Here is a 22,306-nt window from a genome sequence, read left to right on the forward strand (position 1 = left end):
GTGCATATAGTGACACAAAGCGTGCCACTATTTATAAAAATTTACAGCGCATTGAATGTTCACGACAGGCCCGGGAGACAGCATGTCCAACAAAGACGATTCCAATTCAAAACCCAGCAAACCCAATCGCCGCGCATTTTTGGGGGGTGTGGCTGCAGGCGCAGTGGGTGCTGCAGCCATTGGCACCGGGGCGTACACGGTGCAGAAAAAGGCGAGCGCCTTGATCACGCCCAAGGCGCTGGAGCCCGGGCAAGCTCCTTTGGTGGGACTGACTTTTCAGGAAAGCCGCCCCTCGTATACCTTGCGCCCCAAGGCCAAGGGGGGTTCGCCCAATGTGGTGGTGATTTTGCTGGACGACTGCGGGTTTTCTGACCTTGGGTGTTATGGCAGCGAAATTCCCACCCCACACATGGACAGCATCGCCAAGCGTGGCCTGCAATACACCAACTTCAGAACCTGTTCCATGTGCTCGCCCACTCGGGCCTCGTTTTTAACAGGTTTGAACCATCACTCCGCTGGAGTGGGTTGGCTGGCCGACATCGATTCAGGCTATCCAGGTTACCGTGGTGAGTTAACCCATGAAGCCGCCACCCTGGCCGAGGTATTGCGCGACGAAGGTTGGTCCACCTTGCTGGTCGGCAAGTGGCATGTGAACAACGCCTACACCACGGGGGCCAACGGGCCGTACAACAATTGGCCCACGCAGCGCGGGTTTGAACGGGCGTACTGGTTTCAGGGTCATTCCACAGATTTTTTCAAGCCCAGCGAGTTGTTTGACGGCGTGGCACCCGTAGAACCGCCAGAGCATGACGATTATTTTGTGAACGACGACCTCACTGAGCGGGCCATCACCTATGTGCGAACACAAAAAAGTCTGAACCCCGACAAACCCTTTTATTTGCATCTGGCATACCCTGGGCCCCATTCGCCTTTGCAGTGCAAGCCCGAAGACCGCGATTTGTTCAAAGGCAAGTACGACGAAGGATGGAACAAGGTACGACAGGCGCGTTTTGATCGGCAGAAGGCCTTGGGTTTACTGGGCGACACGGTGGAGTTGCCGCCACTGAGTTTTGGCACAGAAGACTGGGACCGCCTAAGCCCCGTTCAGAAAAAAATGTATGCCCGCTACATGGAGGTGTATGCCGGCCAAATGAAAAACCTGGACGACAACGTGGGGCGTTTGCTGAAAAGCCTGGAAGAAATTGGCGAACTGGACAATACCATTGTGGTCTTGTTTTCGGACAATGGAGGCTCTGGCGAGGGCACACCCACAGGAACGCCCAATGTGTTTGCACCGGCCTTTGGTCGCCCCGTGAGTGTTGAAGAGGCGAGTGAGAAGTTCTACGACACCCTGGGCGAAGAGGGCAGTTACCCCCACTACCCTATGGCCTGGGCCTGTGTGTCCAACACGCCCTTTAAAAACTACAAACAATACGCTCACCTGGGTGGCGTGGCCGACCCTCTGTTGATTGCGTGGCCCAAGGGCATTGCAGCCCAAGGTGAATTGCGTCACAACTTTGTGCATGTAATCGACCTGTTTCCAACTTTGCTGGACGCCACAGGCACCACACGCCCCGAGGTGTACAAGGGCATTCGTTTAAAGCCAGTGGAAGGCCAAAGCGTAGTGCCCACCTTTGCCAGCGCGCAGGCCCCCACCCGCAACGAACAGTATTTTGAGCTGGGCGGCCAACGTGCTTATGTGGAGGGCCATTGGCGCCTGGTGACGCGCCATGTGCGGGGCAAACCGTTTGAGGACGATGTGTGGGAGCTGTACGACCTGTCCAAAGACCCCACCGAGGCAAACAACCTGGCTGACCAGCACCCCGACGTGGTACAGCGCCTGAAAGACAAATGGCTGCAAGCGGCCCAGCAATACAATGTGTTGCCTCTGGACGACCGCAACCTGGTATTGAAGCTGGTGCAAGACCGCCAACAAAATGCGCTGCGCGCCAAATGGACCTTCCACCCGCCGGTGGAGCGGCTGGCTCGCGACATTGCCCCCATTGTGTGCGGTCTAAGCCATGTGATCACTGTCAACTGTGAGCGCCCCACCGGCACTGAAGATGGCGTGCTGTTGGCCCAGGGAGCCAAGTACGCAGGCTGGGTGCTGTATATTCAAAACGGTGAATTGCATTACGAGCAAAGCCTGGTGCCCTATGTGGAGCACATTCAAGCCAAGGGGGTTCTACCTGCCGGCAAATTGACTGTGCGGTATGAACAAAAAATGACCGCCAGGCCCTTTGATGGCGAGGGGCGCTTGTATGTGAACGATGCCTTGGTGGCTCAACACACCTTCAAGCGCGTGTTGTTCTCTACCTCGTACGATGGTTTTACCTTGGGCAGCGACTTGGGTAATCAGGTGTCTACCCGCTACAAGGGGCATTTTCCTTTCCAGGGTGTCTTGGGTCGAGTGGACATCGACATCGATACCAGCCAACCCAACCCGGTTGAAATGTTGCGCTTCCTGAACCAAATGGTGCTGAACATTTAGCATGCGCATACAACTGCAAGGTGGCTTATGCCAGGTGGGGTCCAACGCACACTACCCCGAAGAGCGACCCGTGCGTAACGTGCAGGTGGCGCCTTTTGCCATGGATACCCACCCTGTGACCCGTGCGCAATTTGCAGAGTTTGTGAGGGCGACTGGATACACCACCACCGCCGAGCAGCAGGGCAGCAGCCATGTGTTTGTTAAAACCCAGGGCCCTGTGAACTTGAACGACCCTACGCAATGGTGGAAGCCAGTGGCTGGAGCCAGTTGGCAAGCGCCTCAGCCAGAGCTGGATGAGCAATGCCCTATCACCCACGTCAGCCTGCAAGATGCCAAGGCTTATGCGGCGTGGGTGGGTGGGCGTCTACCCACGGAAGAAGAGTGGGAGTTCGCCGCGCGCGGTGGTCTGCATGGAAGCACTTTCGCGTGGGGGGAAGAATTTTCACCCGGCGGGCAACGCATGGCCCATGTGTGGCGAGGCAGTTTTCCGTGGTACCACGCGGACATGGCCCAACCCGCGCCTGTGCCTGTGTGCCAACACCCTGCCAACGGGTTTGGCTTGTACGACATGATTGGCAATGTGTGGGAATGGACCGTGTCGCCCTACCGCCGCGATGGCGCAGGGTGTTGCAGTTGCACGCCCACCCAGGATGCCAATACCTTGTGGGCACTCAAAGGCGGCTCTTACCTGTGCGCTGCAGAATACTGCCTGCGCTACCGACCAGCCGCCCGAATCGGTGCGGCGCACAACACCAGCACCGCGCACATTGGGTTTCGCTGCGTTTACTAAAACACGCCTTCAAGCGGTGGCCATGGCCGCCCTGAAAAAATTCAGAATTTTTACCAAGTCTTCTTTGGCTTCGGGCAGCATGGTGGTCATCACCGGCCAAATGTGCGGCATGCCCGGGCGGGTCAGCAACTCAGAGGCGCCACCGGCTTCCTGAATTTTTTCATGCAGTTGTGCGCCGTCACCCAACAGGCATTCATCCTGGCTGGCGGTGATCAACACGGGAGGCAGTTTTTTGAATGTGCCCAGTAAAGGCGATGCTTTGGGGTCGGCTGGGTCGTGGCCGTTCAAATAGGTTTCTGCTGCAAGCCTTAATATAAGAGGGGACAACATGCTGTCGCTTTTTGCGTTGCCCTCAATGGTGGGCGACAGCCTGCGCATGTCCGTGGAGGGCGAAATCAGCAGCGCCCCATGCAGTGGCAATTTTTTTTGGGCTGCGTATTGCGCCACACACATGCCCAAATTGCCTCCAGCCGAGTCGCCAGCCACCAAGATGGGTTGGCCAGTGGGGGTGTCTTTGACCAGTGCATCAAACGCCGCCATGCAATCGTCATAGGGGGCAGGAAATGGGTGCTCGGGGGCCATTCTGTAATCCACCAGGAACACACGCAGGCAGAGGGCCTTGGCAATGGCGCCACAGAATGGACGGTACATGGGTGGCCCACCGGCCACAAATGCACCGCCGTGAATGTACAGCAACGAACCCTGGGCGTTTTGCGGAATGAGCCACTCGCCTTTGACGCCGCCCAGTTGGCCCTTCATGCGTTTTACACCCGAAGGCACTGGACCCACCAGATTGGAAATGCCTGTGACCAGCCTGAAGCGTTTTACAAAACCGGGTGCTTCACCTTTGTAGTTGCGAAGCGCGATTTTAGAGATCTGGTTTACAACACTGGCTTGAATGGAAGGCATGCGTGGGGTCTCCGTGTGTGTTTTTTCCAGGATCAATTTATATCATCGCCGATGCTGTGCTTTGGTGGGGCATGGTGGATGCAGTTGATTATTCCGGACAAATCGGTTCGAAGGCCTTTTCGCCTGCGGGGTGATGCACGCACAATTTGACGAATTCAAGCCCAACAAAAAAACCTGGAGAACCCACAATGCATGTCGTGGAAGAGGATGTTTTGATCATTGGTGCAGGCCTGTCGGGCATTAGCGCGGCATGCCATTTGCGCAAAGCCTTGCCCACCCGCAGCTTCACCATTCTGGAGCGACGCACCAACATCGGCGGCACCTGGGATTTGTTTCGTTACCCCGGCGTGCGGTCAGATTCAGACATGTTCTCTTTTGGCTTTAAGTTCAAGCCGTGGCGCAATGCGCACTTTTTTTCGCAAGGGGCCGACATCCGTCAATATGTGCACGAGGCCGCCTTGGAGAACCGTGTGTTTGACCACATTTTGTTTCAGCGCAAAGTGGGTTCTGCCAACTGGAATAGCCACACCCAACGCTGGGAAGTCAAGGCAGTGAATGAGGCCACGGGTGTGGCTGAGGAATACCATGCAAAGTTTTTGATGTGCTGCGCGGGCTACTACAACTACGACCAGGGGCACCGTCCAACATTCGCGGGCGAAGAGCAGTTCAAAGGTCAAATTGTGCACCCCCAGCACTGGCCTGAAGACCTTGACTACACCGGCAAGCGCGTGGTGGTGATTGGCAGCGGCGCCACTGCCGTTACGCTGATACCCAGCATGGCCCCCAAGGTAGAACACATCACCATGCTGCAGCGCTCGCCCGGTTACATTTTTTCCCTGCCCTCGGTGGATGCGGTCACTCGCGTGCTACAAAAAACCATGCCCGCCAAACTGGCCTACAAATTAAACCGTGCGCGCACCATTGGCCTGGCGCACTTCATGTTCAAAATTAGCAAAAGCAAGCCCGCGGTGGTGCGTCGTTTTTTGATGGCCATGGTGCGTCGTCAGCTCAAAGGCAGTGGTGTGGACATGAGGCATTTCACGCCCAACTACATGCCTTGGGACCAGCGCCTGTGCCTGGTGCCCGATGGCGATTTTTTCCAGGCCCTGCGCAGTGGCAAGGCCAGCGTGGCCACCGACACTATCGACCGGTTTGTGCCCGAGGGCATTGCATTGAAGTCGGGTGAAGTATTGAAAGCCGATTTGGTGGTCACCGCCACCGGTCTAAATGTTCAAATGGTGGGCGGCATGCACATGAGCCTGGATGGACAGGCTGTCAACTTAAGCGAAAAAATGTTTTATAAAAGCGTCATGTTGCAAGACGTGCCCAACGCCATTGTGGTGCTGGGTTACACCCACGCTTCTTGGACATTAAAAAGTGATTTGGCCAGCGGCTTTGCCTGCCGCCTGCTTGCGCACATGGACAAGCATGGCCACGCCACGGTGGTGGCCCGCGCCGGTGCCGTGCCCCAGGTCGAGGGGCTGACGGTGTTGGGTGGTTTGAATTCCAACTACCTGAAGCGAGTGGCCGACCAATTGCCGCGCCAAGGCGCTGAACACCCATGGCACAACAAGCAAGACTACTACCACGACAGCAAGGTGTTGCTGGAGGACCCCATTGATGAACCGGGGCTGGTCTTTGAACCAGCCCTGGGACGAGATGACAATTACAAACGCCGAGCCAAGGGTGGGTCCACTCGCACCGAGAAAGGCATGGTGATTTCGTAAATGGTGCCCCCTTGCCCAAAGCTGGTGGTGGTGCCATCGGGCAGGGCGCGTTGGTTGGCAATGTACAGGCGGCGCCCATCGGGCGAAAAAGCGGGCCCAGTGACTTCGGTGCCGCTGGGGTCGCCCGGCAGGCGAAGCAGGGGAATCGTGCTGCGGTCGGGCAGCAGCACCATGGCGCGCATATCACCACCGTCTTCCACCACAATCATTTCGCCATCCAGCGTGACACAAATGTTGTCCACGCCAATCATTGGGGGTTCGCTGTTGTCCACGGGCGAGCCCACGGGGCCATCCTCGGGGTTGTAAATGCTTTCAATGGTGCCGCCCACGGTGTCGATGGCCCACACATTGCTGTCGCCCTTGGTGGTAAAAAACACAAAGTCATTCAAAAACCAAACGCCCTCGTTACCGGCAAACACGGTGGTTTCGGCTTGGTACACCTTGAATTGGGGTGTGCCATCATCAACAGCGTTAACCCAACGCACAGGCGTGGGGCCGCGCCTTGCGGCTTCAATACCAGCGTCTACGGCCAACACCTGCAGCACGCCTTTGCTGTAGTCGGGTTTGCCGCCCTCGGGCCAGTCGCTTGCTGCAAAAATGGTGCGGTAAAAACGGTCGTCGCCGGTGATGTCTTCGGTGTGGTAAATCACTCGCCGTTTGGCATCAATGGCCACCTGCTCATGCGCTTTGCGGCCAAAACGATCCAGGCGGATGGGGGTCCCACCGTCTTTCAATGGGCTGGCTTCAAACATATAGCCATCGGCGATTTCTTCGCCGTTGATCCATGTTCCCCAGGGGGTCGCACCGCCTGAGCAGTTGGTGGTGGTGTTGCGCTGAATGGGGTAGGCGTCCACCAGGGTGCCATTTTTGTCGAAGCGCAGGGCGCTAGCGCCGCCCTGAAATGGCAGCACCAAGGGCACACTGACTGGCAATAGTCCGGTGATGGGGCCAGTGACCGTTCCAAGCGCGGCCAACGAGTCGCGGCTGGCCAAATCAGAGATCACGGGCGTGTCCGGAATTTGACCAAACAGCGTGGTGGCGTCACGGGCTTCGCAGTTGCTCACGTAAATCCAGCCGCCATCGTCGGTGCGAAACATGCCCGCGCCGTCGGGGTCGGAGTGCCAGCGGAACCCCGGATTGCTGGCCAAGGGCGGTTGGTTGACCACCGCCACCACCCGTGAGGTGAAGCCTGCTGGCAGGCGTACGCCATTCTCATCGGGCGCCAGCAAGGGCCCCATGGTGGCAAAAGGGCTGGTTCTGCCGCTGGGAGACACGGGGTTGTTGCGCAAGCCCGGGGTGGAGGCTTCTCCACCGCAGGCTGTTAGCACGTGCGCTGCTGGCACGCTGCCGGCTGCCATGAGTAAATTGCGTAAAAATGTGCGGCGTGGCAAGCCTTTGTTGGCCGCATCTTGAAGAATGGGGTTCATGCTTGGGATGTCCTGCTACTGTCCTACGGGGTGTTGCTCAATGCTATTGATACACGCGCATCGTCAATATCGAGTCGATGAAGGGTTCTATATGTCTTTACATGGAACTGTCATGTTTCAGATTCAAGACTCGTATTTCTTGAAAATTCAAGGCCCTACCGATAAAATGGCGGGCTAATCCAAAAAACTCGAAAGGAGTTTTTGTATGCCTGCCACCAAACCAGCCAGCAAGGCCGCCAAAAAGCCAGCTGAGAAGTCGGTCACCAAGACGGTCGCCAAGACAGTCACCAAGTTGGCCAATAAGTTGGTTAGCAAGACGGCCAGTAAGCCAGCCACTCAGGCGGCTACGAAGGCGGCTACCAATGCGGCTTCTAACGCGACCAATAAGCCGGCCACGAAGGTGGCCACTAAGGCGGTAGCAAGCACAGCCACCAAGCCTGCCAAAGCACCGGTGGTCGCAAAGCCGGCAGGCAAATCTCCCGCGAAGCCCGCCGGCAAGGTGGAGGCCAAACCCGTTGTTCCTGAAGTGAAAACCGAATTGACACCCAATACCAAAACATCCGTCACTCCAAAAGCAAAACCCGCTGGCAGCAGCCGCAAGCCCTCCAAAACTGCTTTGTCTCCCGCCGAGGTCACCCCTCTGGCGCTGCTCACGCCCAGCAAACCTGCACGTCGCCGCCGTTCTGGGGCGGCCAAACCGCGTAAACTGAAAGGCGCCACTACAACCTGGCCGTTCCCCACTGGTTCTCGGCCCTAACCGACGCATTTGCCCATGTTGCTGATCGATATCTTGCGCTTGCTGCTTGAAACTGCTGCAAGCCTTCTGACCTTCTGTCTGTTGCTTCGCGTGTTGATGCAGTGGGTGCGCATACACCCCAGCAACCCGCTGTCGCCTTTTATTTTTTCCATGACCGACTGGTTGGTAAAGCCGTTGCGCAAAGCGGTGCCTGGCTACGCTGGTATTGACTGGGCCTCGGTCACAGGGGCGTTTCTGGTCTCATTTGTGTTGCACATGCTGCTGGTGCTGATCTCGGTGGGCTTGTCTTCGGGTGGGCCCGGCTTGGGCGGCATGATCACGTTCACTGTGCCCATTGCCATTTTTTGGGTGTTGCGCAATGTGGCCTATTTGTTGATGGGCATTGTGCTTATTCAAGTCATTTTGAGTTGGGTTAATCCGTTCTCGCCCATCGCGTCTGTGCTTAACGAACTGTCGCGCCCCTTTTTAGAGCCTTTGCGCCGCGTGTTGCCCACCATTGGCAATGTGGATTTATCGCCCTTGGTGTTTTTTCTGCTGCTACAAATTGTGATGATGGTGTTGCAAAGCTTGATGCCAGGTTTCTAAGCGCAGCTTCACCCCAATAAAAAAAGCCGGCAATCGCCGGCTTTTTTTTGAGTGCTTATGCGCCGAGTGGTTTAGCGCGTTACACGAGAAGTGCCGCCGCCGGTCACAATGCGGACCCGGTCGCCAGGCCTAAACTGTTCATCGGCATCTTGCACGTAGGCACGCAGTGTGCCGTTGTCCATGCGCACGGTGATCTCCAGCCCCTGGCGGGTGGAGGCATTGCGTTCAATGGCCTGACCCGCGATGCCGCCAGCCACTGCACCCAACACAGCACCCACGGCGCGGCCACTGCCACCGCCCACATTGCTGCCCGCGATGCCACCCACAATGCCACCTGCGGCGGTGCCCACACCGTTGGTGTCGCCCTGAATGGTCACGGTGCGCACGCTTTCAACCGTGCCTTGCTCAATGATTTGGGCGCGGCGTGTTTCACCCTCGCGGTACACCGTGCCCGATGTGCTTTGGGTGGCACAGCCTGCCAAAGCAGCCACACACAACAAAGTGGCTGCGCCCGCAAATCGGAGTCGATTGGGTTTGGTTTGGTTCATGTTCATCGTCCTTCTGGTTTACCAAGGCTTGTGCCCAAAGGCGGACTCAAACCTGGATGCAATTTCGTCGCGGGTGAAATGGTAGTTCTGTGGACCCTTGCACGCGATTTTCAAGGAGCCCATGAGGCTGGCCAATTTGGCGGCCTCTACCACGCCCATGCCCTCAGTGAGGCCGTACAACAAACCTCCCCGGTACGCATCTCCGCAGCCGGTGGGGTCTGCGATTTGTTCTGCTTTAACGCACGGGATGGTGTGCCGTTGACCTTGGTGGTAAACCCAACTGCCTTCCGCACCCCGTGTAACCACCAAAGCTTCGAGTTTGGCTGCAATGTCTTCCAGTGACAGCCCGGTGCGCTCGCAAAGCATTTTGGCTTCATAATCATTGACCGCTGCAAAGGTGGCAAGTTCCAGGAATCGGGTCAGCTCTGGTTTGCCAAACATGGGCAGGCCTTGACCTGGGTCAAAAATAAAAGGAATGCCTGCTTGGGCAAATTGCTCGGCATGTTGGATCATACCGTCGCGCCCGTCGGGCGCAATAATACCCAGCGCTACATCCCCGGCCTGCTCCACGGTGTTCAGATGGGAGTGGCTCATTGCGCCCGGGTGGAAGGCGGTGATCTGGTTGTCGTCCAGGTCCGTGGTAATAAAGGCCTGGGCGGTGTATTCGTCGGCCACCACGCGCAGGCAAGAGGTGTCGATGCCCAGCTTGTTGAGTCGCTCTTGGTAGCCGGTGGAGTCGTGGCCCACGGCGGCCATGGGCACGGGGTTGCCACCCAGCATTTTGAGGCTGTAGGCAATGTTGCCTGCGCATCCCCCCCAGTCTTTTCGCAGGCTGGGCACCAGGAAGGCCACATTCAAAATATGAACCTGGTCGGGAAGAATTTGGTCTTTGAATTTGCCTTCAAACACCATGATGGTGTCAAAGGCGATAGAGCCGCAAATCAGTACGCGTTTCGAAGTCATGGGCATTGGTCGATGGAAAAGGTCAGAAAAGGAATTCGTTCTGTTTTCAGTGTACCTGTTTATGGCCGGGGTGGTCCGCGGTCAAACAGGCTGACCCGAAAACCCGTGGCGGCGGCCTCGGGCAATTGGGTGTTCAAGGTTTGCAGGTTGAGGTAAGCCAGCAGTTCAACGGTTTGCCCCGGGGGAATGGGTGGGGCTTGGCTGGCTGTGTTGGCATCGCGTTGCTGGTAGTCGCCGGGCGACACACTGCGGGTGGCCAACACCAGCCCTTGCGCATCCAGCAGATCCACGCGCAGGTGGGGCCAGGCGGCGGGCAAAGTGGCTGAGTTGCGCAGGGTCACATCCAGGCGCACATTGTGTTCGTCGAGCGCTTGCAAGCCGCTGCCCTGCACTTGCACTGCAGCGCTGGCTGGCAGGCTAAACAGGTGTTGAATCACCACGCTGCTGTTGGCCAACACTTGAGCCACCGGGGGCACCTGTGCCGCCAGGGTGGTGCGTTGCCACCAGGCCGTTTGAAGCAAAAGCAGCAAGCCCAGCGCCACGCTGGCCCGCCGGACTGCCGCCGAACGTTCGGGTTTGAAGAGCCCCGCGCCCGCCGACGCGCTGGCTTCGCTGAACAGGGCTGAATCGGGTGTTTTTTCTTCGGGCGAGCCCGGCGCAGGCACCTGCAACTGCATGGTTTGCCACACTTGGCTGTCGGCGGCGGTGAGGTTTTCGATGCCAGAAAACACTTGCTTGCATTGACCACAGCGAACCTGCCCCTGGTGCAATTGCAATTGCCCAGTGGAAACCTTAAACAGCGTGTTGCAATGGGGGCAGCGTGTGGCGAGGCTCATGCCGCTAGTGTATCCCGTGGCCTGCGCGCTGTGGCTTACAGCACAGCTTTTTGCCCGTGCAGGCAAACCCAGCCATCGCGCTCAGCCCATACCGACAGGGGGATCCAGGTGCGGTAATGGGCGATCACTTCTTCGGCTTGTCTGGCCAGCACGCCGCTCAACACCAGTTGACCGCCTGCTTCTACATGCTCACACAAAGAAGGGGCCAGCACTTTGAGCGGATTGCTCAAAATATTGGCCACCACCACCGGAAACTGGCGCTTGGCCAAGGGGAAATCGGGCAGACCGCAGGGCATGTTCACCCCATTGTTGCTGGCATTGTAGGCGGTGCTTTCCACGGCCTGCGGGTCAATGTCTACGCCCACTGCCTCGCTTGCTCCCAGCTTCAGGGCCGCAATGCCCAAAATGCCCGAGCCACAACCATAATCCAGCACATCTTGGCCCTGCAGCGGGAACTCGCTTAACCAGCGCAGGCAAAGGGCTGTGGTGGGGTGCGAGCCAGTGCCAAAGGCCAGCCCGGGGTCGAGCACCAGATTGATGCGACCATCGGCAGATTCGGGGGTGTGCCAGGAGGGCACAATCCACAGCTTGGCAGAAATGGGGATGGAGTCAAACTGGGATTGGGTCAGCCTCACCCAGTCCTCCTGCGGCACTTCGGTGAATTCCACCGGTACGCCATTCAACGCCTCCGGGTCGAGTTCGGCCAGAATTTGCTCACCCTCGTGGCGATTGCGAAACAATGCCACCACGTGGTTCAAGCCCCATGCGGCAGACTCTGGCTCCATGCCCGGTTCGCCAAACAAGGGTTGCTCGTCCTCGCTGTCGGCGTTGGCGTCCTCCAGCATGACCGCCAAGGCTCCCAATTCCATGAGCGCGTCCGACACCTCGTCGGCCAGCTCAAAAGGCAAGGTGAGCTTGGCCTGGATCAGTGCAGGGGAGGGCGTGGTTTGTGTGCTCACTTGGCGCGGGATTCCAGTTTGTGTTCAAGGTAGTGAATGCTGGTGCCACCTTCAATAAACCGGGCATCGTCCATCAACTCGCGGTGCAGTGCCGTGTTGGTTTTGATGCCGTCCACCACCAATTCGGCCAAGGCTTGGCGCATGCGGGCCATCGCCTGCTTGCGGTCCTCGCCATGAGTGATCACTTTGGCGATCATGGAGTCGTAGTGAGGAGGCACGTTGTAACCGCTGTAGACGTGGGAGTCTACCCGCACGCCGGGGCCACCTGGTGGGTGCCAGCTTTTGATGGGGCCAGGGCTGGGCGTGAATTTGAACGGGTCTTCGGCGTTGATGCGGCATTCAATGGCATGCCCACGGAACTCAATGTCGCGTTGGCGGAAACGCAGCTTTTGCCCCGCAGCAATGCGGATCTGTTCCTGGACGATGTCAACACCCGTAATGAGTTCGGTCACTGGGTGCTCTACCTGCACCCGCGTGTTCATTTCAATGAAATAAAACTCGCCGTTTTCGTACAAAAACTCAAAGGTGCCGGCCCCGCGGTAGCCAATTTTGCGGCAGGCCTCTGCACAACGTTCACCGATGCGCTCAATCAAGCGACGGGGAATGTTGGGTGCTGGAGCCTCTTCAATTACTTTTTGGTGGCGGCGCTGCATGGAGCAGTCGCGCTCGCCCAGCCATACTGCATTGCGGTGCTCATCGGCCAGCACCTGGATTTCCACGTGGCGTGGGTTTTCCAGGAATTTTTCCATGTACACCGCGGGGTTGTTAAACGCCTGGCCGGCCTCGGTTTTGGTCATGGTGACCGCGTTGAGCAAAGCAGCCTCGGTGTGCACCACGCGCATGCCTCGGCCACCGCCGCCGCCCGCGGCTTTGATGATGACTGGGTAGCCGATTTGGCGGGCAATTTTCACGATTTCGCGTGGATCGTCGGGCAACTCACCCTCAGAGCCAGGTACGCAGGGCACGCCCGCAGCAATCATGGCGCGTTTGGCAGACACCTTGTCGCCCATCAGCAAAATGCTTTCAGCGCGCGGGCCGATGAAGACAAAGCCGCTTTTTTCTACACGATCAGCGAAGTTGGCGTTTTCTGAAAGGAAGCCGTAGCCGGGGTGAATCGCCTCTGAATCGGTGACTTCCGCCGCGCTGATGATGGCCGGTATGTTGAGGTAGCTTTCTTTGGAAGAGGGGGGGCCAATGCACACCGACTCGTCTGCCAGTTTCACATACTTGGCTTCCTGGTCGGCAGTGGAATGCACGGCCACCGTTTTGATGCCCATCTCTTTGCACGCCCGAAGGATGCGCAAGGCAATTTCGCCACGGTTGGCGATCAGAATTTTTCCAAACATGGTGCTGCCCCCTTATTCGATGATGAACAGGGCTTGACCAAACTCCACGGGTTGACCGTTTTCCACCAGAATGGCCTTCACCACACCAGCTTTGTCAGACTCGATTTCATTGAGTAGCTTCATGGCCTCAATGATGCACAGGGTGTCGCCTTCCTTCACGGTGCTGCCCACTTCTACAAAGTTGGATGCGCCTGGGCTTGGGGCACGGTAAAACGTACCAACCATGGGTGAGGTCACCTTGTGACCCGTGTCTGCGGCGGGGGCTGTGGCCTGAGCTGGCGCTTGGGCACTGGCCTGGGCCTGAACTGGCGCTGCGGCGGGCACAGGCGCGGCGTGTTGAACCAGTTGCGGCGCAGCCATGGTGTATTGCGGCTGGCTTTTGACGATTCTTACTTTGCCTTCGCCTTCGGTCACTTCCAGTTCAGAGATGTCTGATTCGGCAACCAGGTCGATGAGGGTTTTTAGCTTTCTGAGGTCCATTGCTGTACTCCATCTAGGGAGGTTGGTTTTTGGACCCGCGTCTGTGGCGGGCCTTGGGCTGGCCGGCGGGCAATACACCCGCAAGCCCGGCACACTGCGAACTGCACATTCAAGGCTAACTTCGGTCAGTGTGCACGGAAAATCGTTGAATTTCCAGTTTGAATGGATGTGTTGTCAGATAGACCAATGGCACTCCACGCCAAACGTTGCGTGAGCATACCCGATTTTATCGGGCAAGTGCATCGGTGATGGTGTTCATGTGTATCCTGCCGGCTTCTTTGAGTATTTGATTACCATTTTCGTCCAAAATGACAGTAAATGGTAATCCGCCCTGGGTGTTTCCTAATGCTTTCCCAAGCTCTGTGCCGCCCATGCCGGCAAGGACGATGGGGTAAGAAACAGGGGTTTTTTCAAGAAATTGAGCGACGTTGGATGGTGAATCAATGGCAATGCCGATTAGCTCCACTTGTTGGGCTTGAAGCTGTGGGTACAGGGCATCCAGCTCGGGCATTTCTTCAACGCAAGGTGGGCACCAGGTGGCCCAAAAGTTGATGACCACGGTTTTGCCTTGCAAGGCGCCCAGGTCGAGGGATGCACCTTGGGGGGTTTGAAAGGTGTAGCCTGCCAGAGGGTAGCCCTCTGCCTTGGGACGCAAGCCAAAATAAAGGCCAATGGCCAAGGCCAACAGCCCGCTTAAAACAGACACCAGTGTTTTGTTGCTCATATTGCTTCTTCAATAAGGCGGTTTAAGCCCGCCAGGTCGGTTTGAAACAGATGGTCCCCAGCGCCCTGCCTGTTGAGCAAGCCGCGCCGATCGACCGGGCTGGCCACACCAAGTTGGAACCAGCGCTGCCGCCAGCGGAAAGCCACCGCCGGGAATGCTTTGCCAGCCAGCAGGGCATCCTCGCAGGGGTCAAAAGCGATGTTCTGGTTTAGAAGCCAGTAGTCCACCTCTTTTTGATCGTCCGAAAATGCCAGCACGTGAATGTCAGAGTACGCATTGCCCGTGCCGTTGACCGCAGCGCCATACACAACCGGCTCGAATTGAACCATCAACTGCATGAATTGGAGTGCAACCAGGCGGAGTTCGTTCAATTCGCCCGGTTGTGTATCGGCCTGGAACAAGGCTTGGTAGGCACGCAGTTCTTCTTGAATTTCCTGGTCGCTGGGCATGCAGTGTTTGGGTGGTTTGCCTTTGCCGAACAGGGTTTTGATGGCTTGGTGACGCGCCGAGGGGTAATCGCAGCCTTCCTCGGCGATGAGCCGGGCGGCGGTCATCGCAATTTCGGTGCGCAGTTCGTCTTGCGGGGCAAAGAAATCGTCCATGTCGGGAGTGTATCCAAATTCCGAGGCACTACAATATGGGCTTCGGCGGAAAGGAAGAAAGAATGCACATTCACATTTTGGGCGTATGCGGCACCTTCATGGGGGGCGTGGCCCAGTTGGCGAAGGCTTTGGGGCACACCGTCACCGGTTGTGATGCCAATGTGTACCCGCCCATGAGCACGCAACTGACCCAAGCCGGCATTGCGCTCACCGAAGGGTTTGGCGTGGAGCAATTGGCCATCAAGCCCGATCTGTGGGTGGTGGGCAATGTGGTGTCGCGCGGCAATCCGCTGATGGAAGCCATTTTGGACGAGGGTTTGCCGTATGCAAGCGGCCCCCAGTGGGTGGGTGAACATGTGCTTGCAGGGCGAACTGTGTTGGCGGTGGCTGGCACACACGGCAAAACCAGCACCAGTTCCATGTTGGCCTTGGTGCTTGAGCAGGCTGGGCTTCAGCCGGGCTTTTTGATCGGAGGGGTGCCCGGAGGCTTTGGCGTGTCTGCCCGTCTTGGTGAAGGCAACTGCTTTGTGATCGAGGCCGACGAATACGACACCGCGTTTTTTGACAAGCGTTCCAAATTTGTTCACTACCGCCCCACAGTGGCAGTGTTGAACAACCTTGAGTACGATCATGCAGACATCTTTCCAGATCTAGCTGCCATTGAGACTCAATTTCACCATTTGGTACGCACTGTGCCCTCCAAAGGTCGGGTGGTTTGCCCGGCAGGCAGTGATGCCCTGGAGCGGGTGTTGCAAAAGGGCTGTTGGACCCCAGTTGAACGTTTTTTTGCAGCAGATGAGCCCAATTCAACCCATGCCAATGTGGCATGGCAGGCCCGCGTGCTGGGGGCAAGTCGATTTGAGGTGCTGCACCGCGGCCAGCCCATGGGTGAGGTCAATTGGGCCTGGTCGGGTTTGCACAACGTCAACAACGCTTTGGCCGTGTTGGCTGCAGCGCATGCCGTGGGCGTGCCGGTTGAGCAGGGTTGTACAGCGCTGAGTGTGTTTCCGGGTGTAAAAAGGCGCATGGAACTGCGCGGCGAAGTCGCCGGTGTTCGGGTCTACGACGATTTTGCTCACCACCCCACGGCGATTGCCACCACCTTGGAAGGTGCGCGCCGACTGATGACGGAGCAAGCCCGCCGCGAAGGCAGCACCCCGGGCCGATTGATCGCGCTTTTTGAGCCGCGATCCAACACCATGAAGATGGGCACCCTGGCCCAGGCATTGCCGGGCAGCTTTAAAGAGGCCGATTCGGTGCTGTGCTACACCGCTGGTATTGCTTGGAACGTATCCGAGACGCTGGCCCCACTGGGCTCAAGGTTGTGGGCCAGCGACAATCTGGATGCCCTGCTGGCGCAGGTGGTGGCGCAGGCTCAACCCGGTGACTGGGTGGTGGCCATGAGCAACGGCGCGTTTGGTGGCGTACATCAGCGTTTGCTGGATGCCTTGCAGGCCAGGGTCGGCACAGGGGCCTCGGTTTGACCCCCTTCGAGCTACTCAGCCTTGGTCAGTATGCTCTGCCTGCAGTGCCAGATCTGGTGGTGTATCTTCACGGCTTTCGGTCCTCATCGCGATCGGTTAAAGCCCAGAAGGTGATTGATGATTTTACCGCTGCGGGGGTGGGGCACCGGCTGTGGGTGCCTGATTTGCCGCCTTCCCCGGCCAAGGCGCTCGCCCTGGTGGAACAGGTGGTGCAGTCCAGGTTGGCCTCCAACCCCGAACTTGGCTTGGCCTTTGTTGGAAGCTCCCTGGGAGGGTATTACGCCACGGTGCTGGGCGAATGCCACCCACAGGCTCGGGTGTTGTTGTTGAACCCCGCCGTGAAGCCTTACGATGACTTGGTGGACCAGCTGGGCAAAAAAACGGTGTATTTCACCGAGGAAGAGTTTGAATTTGTGCCCGCCTACCTTCAGGAGCTGCGTGGCATGGAGCGCACCAGCCTGACGGCTCCGTCGCGGTACTGCCTGGTGGCTGCCCAAGGCGATGAGGTACTGAGCTACGCCACCATGCTGGCCCGTTACCCGGGGGTGCATCAAATGCGACTGCTGGGGTCCGACCATGCCATCAGCGATTTTGATGCCCACTGGCCGTTGCTGCGCTTGTTTTTGGGGTTGGCATGAACGGGGCAGTGGTGTGGCATGGTGCTTGCCCTCCCGCATGGCCGGCTTGGGCCCGCAACTGGGCCACCACCCGGGGGTCGCTGACCCAGCGCCTGCTTGGGCTTGGCCTGGGCTTTGAAGTGCAGCCTGTGATGCAGGGCCTCACCAACATCACTGCGCCAAATGGCCAGCCTGCCCAAAGCCAAGCGCTGGGTCGCATGCGCTGCCGCCGTGTGCGCCTGAAAGTGGCGGGTGAGCCTGTTGTGTTGGCCCAAACCCTGGTAACCCTGCGGGGCCCCCGCAACGATTGGCGGTTTTGGCGGGGCTTGGGGCAGCGCTCCCTGGGGTCGGTGCTGTTTGCAGACCCCACAGTGGTTCGTGGGCCATTGTTTTTTGCCAGTTTGCCGGCCCGGCACCCTTGGGTGTTGGCCTTGCTGGATCAGCCAGAGGCTGCGCGCGTGTTGCAGCAGCCGGCAGGTAAACATTGGTATGCGCGTTGCGCCCGTTTTGAGCGGCGCAATGGGCATACCCCGTTGTGGGTGATGGAAGTGTTCCTGCCCCAACTTCAACACCATTGCTAGGATTGTTAATGAATTTGTATTACGAAGAAGCTGGGTCGTTCAAATTGGGGCGTGTGCTACAGGAACAGGGCAACGCCTTCCAGGTGGAAACCCAGCACGGCAAGCGCAGCAAGGTGAAGGCCAACAGCGTGATGCTCAAGTTTGATGCACCGGGGCTGGATGAGTTTGCGTCCACAGTGGATGCGCTTGCCCAAGACATCGACACCGAATTTTTGTGGGAGTGCGCCCCCGCTGAAGAATTCGACTTTACTGCCATGGCCCAAGAATATTTTGGCCAGAAGCCCACCGAGGTCCAGCAGGCGGCTGTGTTGGTGGCCTTGCATGCGGCCCCCATGTATTTTCACCGCAAGGGCAAAGGGCAGTATCGAGCGGCCCCACCCGAAATTTTAAAAGCGGCTTTGGCCGGTCTTGAAAAAAAGCGTTTGGCGGCCGAGCAGCAGCAGGCCTGGGCCGATGCGCTTGTGCGTCGCGAATTGCCAGAGCCCTTTGCAAAACAGGCAGCGGTGTTGTTGGTCCGACCCGACAAAAACAGCCTTGAATACAAAGCCTTGATGCAGGCCTGCACTGAGGCCGGGCGATCGCCCGATGTGTTGCTGATTGAATGCGGCGCCTTTGCCTCTGTGCACGACATGATGCGTGCCCGGTTCACGGCGGTGCATTTTCCCAAAGGCACTGAGGCCGACGTGCCCCTGCCGAGCATTCCTGCCGAGGTGGACGAATTGCCGGTGGCACCCGTTCGGGCGTTTTCTATCGACGATATTTCGACCACCGAGATTGATGACGCTTTCAGCGTGGTGATGCTGCCCAACGGCAAGGCGCGTGTGGGCGTGCACATTGCAGCACCCGCCTTGTTCATTCAGCGTGGAAGTCCCTGCGACCGTGTGGCTCGGGAGCGTTTATCGACCGTGTACGCCCCGGGGGATAAAATCACCATGCTGCCCAATAGCCTGGTCGAACTGGCCACGTTGGCCGAGGGCCGCACTGTGCCCTCTGTCAGTATTTACACCGAGGTGGATGTGGCCAGCGGCGAGTTGCTGGGCAGCCCGGTGAGCGCCATTGAACGGGTGCCCGTGGCGGCCAACCTGCGGCACAATTTGCTTGATGAATGGGTGAGCCGCGAAGCTTTGGACGACCCTGACCTCGCGGAGTGCGCCGAGGTGGGTGAGTTTTTTCCGGCCCTGAAGGTGCTTTGGAAAACCTCGTGTGTGCTGCGCATGCAGCGCGAGATGGTTCGTGGTCAACCTGAAAAACACAGTCGCATCGATTTTAATTTTTATGTGGATGAAGCGGGCCAGGTTGAAATTACCCCGCGCCGCCGCGATGCTCCGCTCGATTTGCTGGTCGCAGAGTGGATGATTTACGTGAACCGCGAATGGGGCGGCATGTTGCACGAATACGGCGTCACTGGCATTTACCGCATACAGCCGCAGGCCGGGCGCGTGCGCATGTCCACCCATGCTGCGCCCCATGCCGGTTTGGGCGTGCCCCAATACGCTTGGAGCACCTCCCCATTGCGGCGGTATGTGGACTTGGTGAACCAGCAGCAGTTGATCGCGCTGTTGCGCCAAGAGGCGCCGGTTTATACCGCCACTGATGCCGATCTGCTGTCAGCGGTCAACAGCTTCGACATCACCTACAAGGCCTACGCTGAGTTTCAGCAGAGCATGGAACGCTATTGGTGTTTGCGCTGGATCCAGCAAAAAGGCCGCAAGCAGTTCGACGGCGTGGTGGTTAAAGACGAACTGGTTCGCCTTGATGAAATTCCCTTGTTTGTGCGTTTGGTGGGCGTCACCTCCCCGGGGCGTGGCGTGCAGGTGGAGGTTGAACTGGATCAGGTGGACGAACTCACGCTCACAGTGAGTTGCAAATTGCTGGGCCTGAAAAAAGGCACGCCCACGCGCTTGATCGACGACGAAGACGATGCTTTGGCTGAAGAAGCGGAGTTGGCCGATTTGTCTGCCTTGCCCGACTCGCCAAACGTGGGTGCAGGGGGTTCGCAGGGGTGATGGCCATGCGCTTGCCAACAGGGGGCTTTGATCTGCGGCGCGCCATGGTGCTGTCGCTGTTGCTTCATGCTCTTCTGTTGTCGGTGCATTTTTCCAAACCCCCGGAGCAAACCAAAGTCAGCCCGCCGCTGGAGGTGATTCTGGTCAATGCCCAGTCGAGTGAGGCCCCGCAGCGTGCCAAAGTGTTGGCTCAGGTGGCGCTGGATGGCGGTGGCGACGCTGACCAAGGCCGTGCCACCACCTTGCCCAGCGAGGCAGACGATGCGGTCAGCCAGCGCGAATTGATTGCCACCCGTGAGCGATTGGCCAAGCTGGAGGCTTTGCAGCGTGATTTGGCCGGTGCGGAATTTCGGCCACAATTGGCCCCAGCGCCTGCCGATGATCGTCCTGCCATCGACCCCAAAGATCAACGGGCCTTGGAAATTAAGCGCTTGCAGGCCCAAATTGCTGAAAACATCAAAAATTACAACGAGCGACCCCGCAAACACTTTTTTTCGCCTCGCACCTCACCCTATGCGTTTGCCATGTACGAAGAGGCCTGGCGTGCCCGAGTGGAGCAGGTGGGCAATGCCAATTACCCCCAAGAATTAAAGGGCCGCATTTACGGCAAGTTGAGGTTAACCGCTTATATTCGAGCCGATGGCACGCTCGATGATGTTGAAATCGATCGCTCATCGGGTTCTGCCGTGTTGGATCGCGCTGCTCTCAAAATTTTGAGACAATCGGCGCCATTCTCTCCATTCCCGTCGGACATGCGGACCAAAGCCGACATTTTGGCCATTACCCGCACCTGGGTTTTTAGCAAAGACACCGTGAGCACGGAGTATTGATGACAACGCTTGGCGCTACACCCCCGGCCCGCTTTGTGGTCATTGGCAACCCAATTGCCCACAGCATGTCTCCGGCCATTCACCACGACTTTGCCCAGCAGGTGGGCATGCCCATTCAGTACATGCGCTTGCTGGCGCCGCTGGATGGGTTTGAAGGCACAGTGCGAGCGTTGCAGGCGGCGGGTGTGCAAGGGGCCAATGTCACGGTGCCGTTCAAGTTGCAGGCATTTGAGCTGGCGCAGCAGCTCACCGATTCTGCCAGTTTTGCCCAGGCGGCCAACACACTGCACTTCAAGCCCGATGGCCTGGTCATGGCAGACAACACCGATGGCGGGGGCCTTTGTCGCGACCTGGATCGGCTTCTGAAGCCCATGAACATCGGGTTATCGATGTGCCAGGTGTTGATGTTGGGGGCTGGCGGTGCGGCCGCTGGTTGTGTGGCGGCGTTTCATGCTCACGGGGTGCAACACCTCACTGTGCTGAACCGCACTGCGGCCAAAGCCCGTGCCTTGGCCGAGCGAGCTGAAGCCCTGGGGCTGCCCGCCGTGGGCGGCAGCCTGGATCATTTGCCCTCAGATTTTGAATTGCCCGGTGCGCCACTGGTGGTTGTAAACGCATCATCGAGCAGCTTGCACGGTGAGGTGCCTGCCTTGCACGCCCACTGGTGGGCTCGTGCGGTGTTGGCCTATGACATGATGTACGCCCCGTCGGCCACCCCCTTCATGCAAAGCGCTAGCAGCAACATGGCGCAGGGCACGGCGGTTGCAGATGGGCTGGGCATGTTGGTGTTTCAGGCCCAATTGGCCTTCGAAAGCTGGACCGGGCGCTCGCCTGACGCCCTGCAAACGCTAAGCCGGGTGCGGGCCAGCCTACAGGCCAAGGCACGCTAAGCCATGGCCAAGCGTTCAACCAAGATGGCCACACCTTCTGTAAAAAAGCGTTGGCGTTTCAACCCGTTCCGATGGTTTTTTCGCTTGCTGTTCTGGGCGTTTTGCGCGGTGGTGTTGCTGCAGCTTTGGTACCTGGGCCAAATTGCCTTGTGGACCCACGTCAACCCCAGCAGCACCAGCTTTATGCAAAACAGGTTGGAGGAAATTCGCAAAACGGAGCCCGGCTTCAAGTTAAAACACCAATGGGTTCCTTATGACCAGATTTCCCTGAATTTGAAGCGTGCGGTGGTGGCTGCTGAGGACAGTGGTTTTGTGGACCACAAAGGTGTGGAGTTGGAGGCGATTGAGCTGGCCATTAAACGCAACGCCAAGCGTGGACGAGTCACCCATGGTGGTTCGACCATCACCCAGCAGCTGGCCAAAAACCTGTTTCTAACGCCGCAGCGCAGCTATGTTCGAAAAGCGCAAGAGCTGGTCATCGCCCTGATGATCGAGGCCTTGTGGGACAAGCGCCGCATCCTTGAGGTGTACTTGAATGTGGTGGAATGGGGCAATGGGGTGTATGGGGCGCAGGCGGGTGCTCAACATCATTTTGGGGTGAATGCCGCCCAACTGAGCAGCCACCAGGCTGCGCGGATGGCTGGCATGTTGCCCGCCCCGCGTTATTTCGACAAACGGCGAAATTCCCCCTACCTGGCTCGCAAAACAGCCACCATCCAAAAGCGCATGTACCAGGTGGCCGTCCCCAGGTGAG

General features: G+C 58.1%; 22 protein-coding genes. 12 read left to right on the top strand and 10 right to left on the bottom strand.

The annotated features are described in order from the left end of the window. The first annotated feature begins 82 nt into the window (after window positions 1-82). Both ACEQU8_RS10160 and ACEQU8_RS10165 read left to right on the top strand, forming a co-directional pair. On the top strand, window positions 83-2,491 hold the full coding sequence (locus tag ACEQU8_RS10160; protein ID WP_370263343.1) for a sulfatase-like hydrolase/transferase: 2,409 nt from the start codon (window positions 83-85) through the stop codon (window positions 2,489-2,491). A gap of 1 nt (window position 2,492) precedes the next feature. Then, complete coding sequence (locus ACEQU8_RS10165) at window positions 2,493-3,281, top strand: formylglycine-generating enzyme family protein (RefSeq protein WP_370263344.1); 789 nt, start codon at window positions 2,493-2,495, stop codon at window positions 3,279-3,281. A gap of 9 nt (window positions 3,282-3,290) precedes the next feature. Here the strand turns inward: ACEQU8_RS10165 and ACEQU8_RS10170 are convergent, their stop codons facing one another. Further along, entirely contained in the window at window positions 3,291-4,190 is a 900-nt protein-coding gene (locus ACEQU8_RS10170; protein ID WP_370263346.1) for an alpha/beta hydrolase, read from the bottom strand. Window positions 4,191-4,378: 188 nt separating this feature from the next. Here ACEQU8_RS10170 and ACEQU8_RS10175 point away from each other — a divergent pair, with 188 nt between their 5' ends. Then, window positions 4,379-5,917 (top strand): flavin-containing monooxygenase, encoded by a 1,539-nt coding sequence (locus tag ACEQU8_RS10175; protein WP_370263347.1) that lies wholly within the window; start codon window positions 4,379-4,381, stop codon window positions 5,915-5,917. On the opposite strand, the gene ACEQU8_RS10180 is transcribed toward ACEQU8_RS10175, so the two are convergent. Further along, window positions 5,857-7,344, bottom strand: a complete 1,488-nt coding sequence (locus ACEQU8_RS10180; RefSeq protein WP_370263348.1) for an alkaline phosphatase PhoX — start codon at window positions 7,342-7,344, stop codon at window positions 5,857-5,859. The genes ACEQU8_RS10175 and ACEQU8_RS10180 overlap by 61 nt on opposite strands. Window positions 7,345-7,549: 205 nt before the next feature. On the opposite strand from ACEQU8_RS10180, the gene ACEQU8_RS10185 reads away from it, so the two are divergent. Beyond that, window positions 7,550-8,101 carry a hypothetical protein gene (locus ACEQU8_RS10185; RefSeq protein WP_370263350.1) on the top strand — a complete coding sequence of 184 codons (552 nt, stop codon included), beginning with the start codon at window positions 7,550-7,552 and terminating at the stop codon, window positions 8,099-8,101. A gap of 15 nt (window positions 8,102-8,116) precedes the next feature. Next, complete coding sequence (locus ACEQU8_RS10190) at window positions 8,117-8,686, top strand: YggT family protein (RefSeq protein WP_370263351.1); 570 nt, start codon at window positions 8,117-8,119, stop codon at window positions 8,684-8,686. A 71-nt stretch (window positions 8,687-8,757) separates the two neighbouring features. On the opposite strand, the gene ACEQU8_RS10195 is transcribed toward ACEQU8_RS10190, so the two are convergent. The 8 genes from ACEQU8_RS10195 to ACEQU8_RS10230 all read right to left on the bottom strand — a co-directional run bounded on the left by ACEQU8_RS10195 (window position 8,758) and on the right by ACEQU8_RS10230 (window position 15,144). After that, window positions 8,758-9,234, bottom strand: coding sequence for a glycine zipper 2TM domain-containing protein (locus tag ACEQU8_RS10195; RefSeq protein ID WP_370263352.1), 477 nt, complete (start codon window positions 9,232-9,234; stop codon window positions 8,758-8,760). An 18-nt stretch (window positions 9,235-9,252) separates the two neighbouring features. After that, window positions 9,253-10,197: a carbohydrate kinase family protein gene (locus ACEQU8_RS10200; protein WP_370263353.1), complete on the bottom strand. Its 945-nt coding sequence runs from the start codon at window positions 10,195-10,197 to the stop codon at window positions 9,253-9,255. A gap of 59 nt (window positions 10,198-10,256) precedes the next feature. Then, entirely contained in the window at window positions 10,257-11,033 is a 777-nt protein-coding gene (locus tag ACEQU8_RS10205) for a zinc-ribbon and DUF3426 domain-containing protein (protein ID WP_370263355.1), read from the bottom strand. 35 nt (window positions 11,034-11,068) lie between these two features. Beyond that, window positions 11,069-11,962 (bottom strand): 50S ribosomal protein L11 methyltransferase, encoded by an 894-nt coding sequence (gene prmA / locus ACEQU8_RS10210; protein ID WP_370263412.1) that lies wholly within the window; start codon window positions 11,960-11,962, stop codon window positions 11,069-11,071. 26 nt (window positions 11,963-11,988) lie between these two features. Next, window positions 11,989-13,338 (bottom strand): acetyl-CoA carboxylase biotin carboxylase subunit, encoded by a 1,350-nt coding sequence (gene accC, locus ACEQU8_RS10215; RefSeq protein WP_370263356.1) that lies wholly within the window; start codon window positions 13,336-13,338, stop codon window positions 11,989-11,991. A 12-nt stretch (window positions 13,339-13,350) separates the two neighbouring features. Continuing rightward, window positions 13,351-13,818 carry an acetyl-CoA carboxylase biotin carboxyl carrier protein gene (accB, locus tag ACEQU8_RS10220; RefSeq protein ID WP_370263357.1) on the bottom strand — a complete coding sequence of 156 codons (468 nt, stop codon included), beginning with the start codon at window positions 13,816-13,818 and terminating at the stop codon, window positions 13,351-13,353. A 226-nt stretch (window positions 13,819-14,044) separates the two neighbouring features. Then, window positions 14,045-14,542, bottom strand: a complete 498-nt coding sequence (locus ACEQU8_RS10225; RefSeq protein WP_370263358.1) for a TlpA family protein disulfide reductase — start codon at window positions 14,540-14,542, stop codon at window positions 14,045-14,047. Beyond that, a complete protein-coding gene (locus ACEQU8_RS10230; protein WP_370263360.1) occupies window positions 14,539-15,144 on the bottom strand; it encodes a UDP-N-acetylmuramate--alanine ligase in 606 nt (201 codons plus the stop codon). The genes ACEQU8_RS10225 and ACEQU8_RS10230 overlap by 4 nt, the downstream gene beginning before the upstream one ends. A 62-nt stretch (window positions 15,145-15,206) precedes the next feature. Here ACEQU8_RS10230 and mpl point away from each other — a divergent pair, with 62 nt between their 5' ends. Genes mpl through mtgA form a run of 7 tightly spaced genes read left to right on the top strand, consistent with a single transcriptional unit; the run spans window position 15,207 to window position 22,305 of the window. Next, complete coding sequence (gene mpl / locus ACEQU8_RS10235) at window positions 15,207-16,628, top strand: UDP-N-acetylmuramate:L-alanyl-gamma-D-glutamyl-meso-diaminopimelate ligase (protein WP_370263361.1); 1,422 nt, start codon at window positions 15,207-15,209, stop codon at window positions 16,626-16,628. After that, window positions 16,625-17,266 (top strand): YqiA/YcfP family alpha/beta fold hydrolase, encoded by a 642-nt coding sequence (locus tag ACEQU8_RS10240; RefSeq protein ID WP_370263362.1) that lies wholly within the window; start codon window positions 16,625-16,627, stop codon window positions 17,264-17,266. Before mpl ends, ACEQU8_RS10240 begins: the two co-directional genes overlap by 4 nt. Next, window positions 17,263-17,826 (top strand): chorismate lyase, encoded by a 564-nt coding sequence (locus ACEQU8_RS10245; RefSeq protein ID WP_370263364.1) that lies wholly within the window; start codon window positions 17,263-17,265, stop codon window positions 17,824-17,826. Before ACEQU8_RS10240 ends, ACEQU8_RS10245 begins: the two co-directional genes overlap by 4 nt. An 8-nt stretch (window positions 17,827-17,834) precedes the next feature. Then, window positions 17,835-19,832 (top strand): ribonuclease catalytic domain-containing protein, encoded by a 1,998-nt coding sequence (locus tag ACEQU8_RS10250; protein ID WP_370263365.1) that lies wholly within the window; start codon window positions 17,835-17,837, stop codon window positions 19,830-19,832. 5 nt (window positions 19,833-19,837) lie between these two features. Continuing rightward, the gene (locus tag ACEQU8_RS10255; protein ID WP_370263366.1) at window positions 19,838-20,662 is read left to right on the top strand and encodes an energy transducer TonB; all 825 of its coding nucleotides are present in this window, start codon (window positions 19,838-19,840) and stop codon (window positions 20,660-20,662) included. After that, window positions 20,662-21,552, top strand: a complete 891-nt coding sequence (aroE, locus tag ACEQU8_RS10260; RefSeq protein ID WP_370263368.1) for a shikimate dehydrogenase — start codon at window positions 20,662-20,664, stop codon at window positions 21,550-21,552. The genes ACEQU8_RS10255 and aroE overlap by 1 nt, the downstream gene beginning before the upstream one ends. Before the next feature lie 3 nt (window positions 21,553-21,555). Continuing rightward, window positions 21,556-22,305 carry a monofunctional biosynthetic peptidoglycan transglycosylase gene (mtgA, locus tag ACEQU8_RS10265; RefSeq protein WP_370263369.1) on the top strand — a complete coding sequence of 250 codons (750 nt, stop codon included), beginning with the start codon at window positions 21,556-21,558 and terminating at the stop codon, window positions 22,303-22,305. The last annotated feature ends 1 nt before the right edge of the window (window position 22,306 follow it).

Origin of the sequence: Limnobacter sp. (genome assembly GCF_964228395.1) — a bacterium.
Lineage (GTDB): Bacteria > Pseudomonadota > Gammaproteobacteria > Burkholderiales > Burkholderiaceae_B > Limnobacter.

Excerpts from the sequence above, each read along its gene's own strand:
- ACEQU8_RS10245 (WP_370263364.1), top strand. The coding sequence starts at position 17,263 with ATGAACGGGGCAGTGGTGTGGCATGGTGCTTGCCCTCCCGCATGGCCG.
- mpl (WP_370263361.1), top strand. The coding sequence starts at position 15,207 with ATGCACATTCACATTTTGGGCGTATGCGGCACCTTCATGGGGGGCGTG.
- ACEQU8_RS10225 (WP_370263358.1), bottom strand. The coding sequence starts at position 14,542 with ATGAGCAACAAAACACTGGTGTCTGTTTTAAGCGGGCTGTTGGCCTTG.
- ACEQU8_RS10205 (WP_370263355.1), bottom strand. The coding sequence starts at position 11,033 with ATGAGCCTCGCCACACGCTGCCCCCATTGCAACACGCTGTTTAAGGTT.
- accB (WP_370263357.1), bottom strand. The coding sequence starts at position 13,818 with ATGGACCTCAGAAAGCTAAAAACCCTCATCGACCTGGTTGCCGAATCA.
- ACEQU8_RS10180 (WP_370263348.1), bottom strand. The coding sequence starts at position 7,344 with ATGAACCCCATTCTTCAAGATGCGGCCAACAAAGGCTTGCCACGCCGC.
- mtgA (WP_370263369.1), top strand. The coding sequence starts at position 21,556 with ATGGCCAAGCGTTCAACCAAGATGGCCACACCTTCTGTAAAAAAGCGT.
- ACEQU8_RS10190 (WP_370263351.1), top strand. The coding sequence starts at position 8,117 with ATGTTGCTGATCGATATCTTGCGCTTGCTGCTTGAAACTGCTGCAAGC.
- ACEQU8_RS10185 (WP_370263350.1), top strand. The coding sequence starts at position 7,550 with ATGCCTGCCACCAAACCAGCCAGCAAGGCCGCCAAAAAGCCAGCTGAG.
- ACEQU8_RS10175 (WP_370263347.1), top strand. The coding sequence starts at position 4,379 with ATGCATGTCGTGGAAGAGGATGTTTTGATCATTGGTGCAGGCCTGTCG.
- ACEQU8_RS10170 (WP_370263346.1), bottom strand. The coding sequence starts at position 4,190 with ATGCCTTCCATTCAAGCCAGTGTTGTAAACCAGATCTCTAAAATCGCG.
- ACEQU8_RS10230 (WP_370263360.1), bottom strand. The coding sequence starts at position 15,144 with ATGGACGATTTCTTTGCCCCGCAAGACGAACTGCGCACCGAAATTGCG.
- aroE (WP_370263368.1), top strand. The coding sequence starts at position 20,662 with ATGACAACGCTTGGCGCTACACCCCCGGCCCGCTTTGTGGTCATTGGC.
- ACEQU8_RS10165 (WP_370263344.1), top strand. The coding sequence starts at position 2,493 with ATGCGCATACAACTGCAAGGTGGCTTATGCCAGGTGGGGTCCAACGCA.
- ACEQU8_RS10255 (WP_370263366.1), top strand. The coding sequence starts at position 19,838 with ATGCGCTTGCCAACAGGGGGCTTTGATCTGCGGCGCGCCATGGTGCTG.
- ACEQU8_RS10195 (WP_370263352.1), bottom strand. The coding sequence starts at position 9,234 with ATGAACCAAACCAAACCCAATCGACTCCGATTTGCGGGCGCAGCCACT.
- ACEQU8_RS10160 (WP_370263343.1), top strand. The coding sequence starts at position 83 with ATGTCCAACAAAGACGATTCCAATTCAAAACCCAGCAAACCCAATCGC.
- accC (WP_370263356.1), bottom strand. The coding sequence starts at position 13,338 with ATGTTTGGAAAAATTCTGATCGCCAACCGTGGCGAAATTGCCTTGCGC.
- ACEQU8_RS10200 (WP_370263353.1), bottom strand. The coding sequence starts at position 10,197 with ATGACTTCGAAACGCGTACTGATTTGCGGCTCTATCGCCTTTGACACC.
- ACEQU8_RS10250 (WP_370263365.1), top strand. The coding sequence starts at position 17,835 with ATGAATTTGTATTACGAAGAAGCTGGGTCGTTCAAATTGGGGCGTGTG.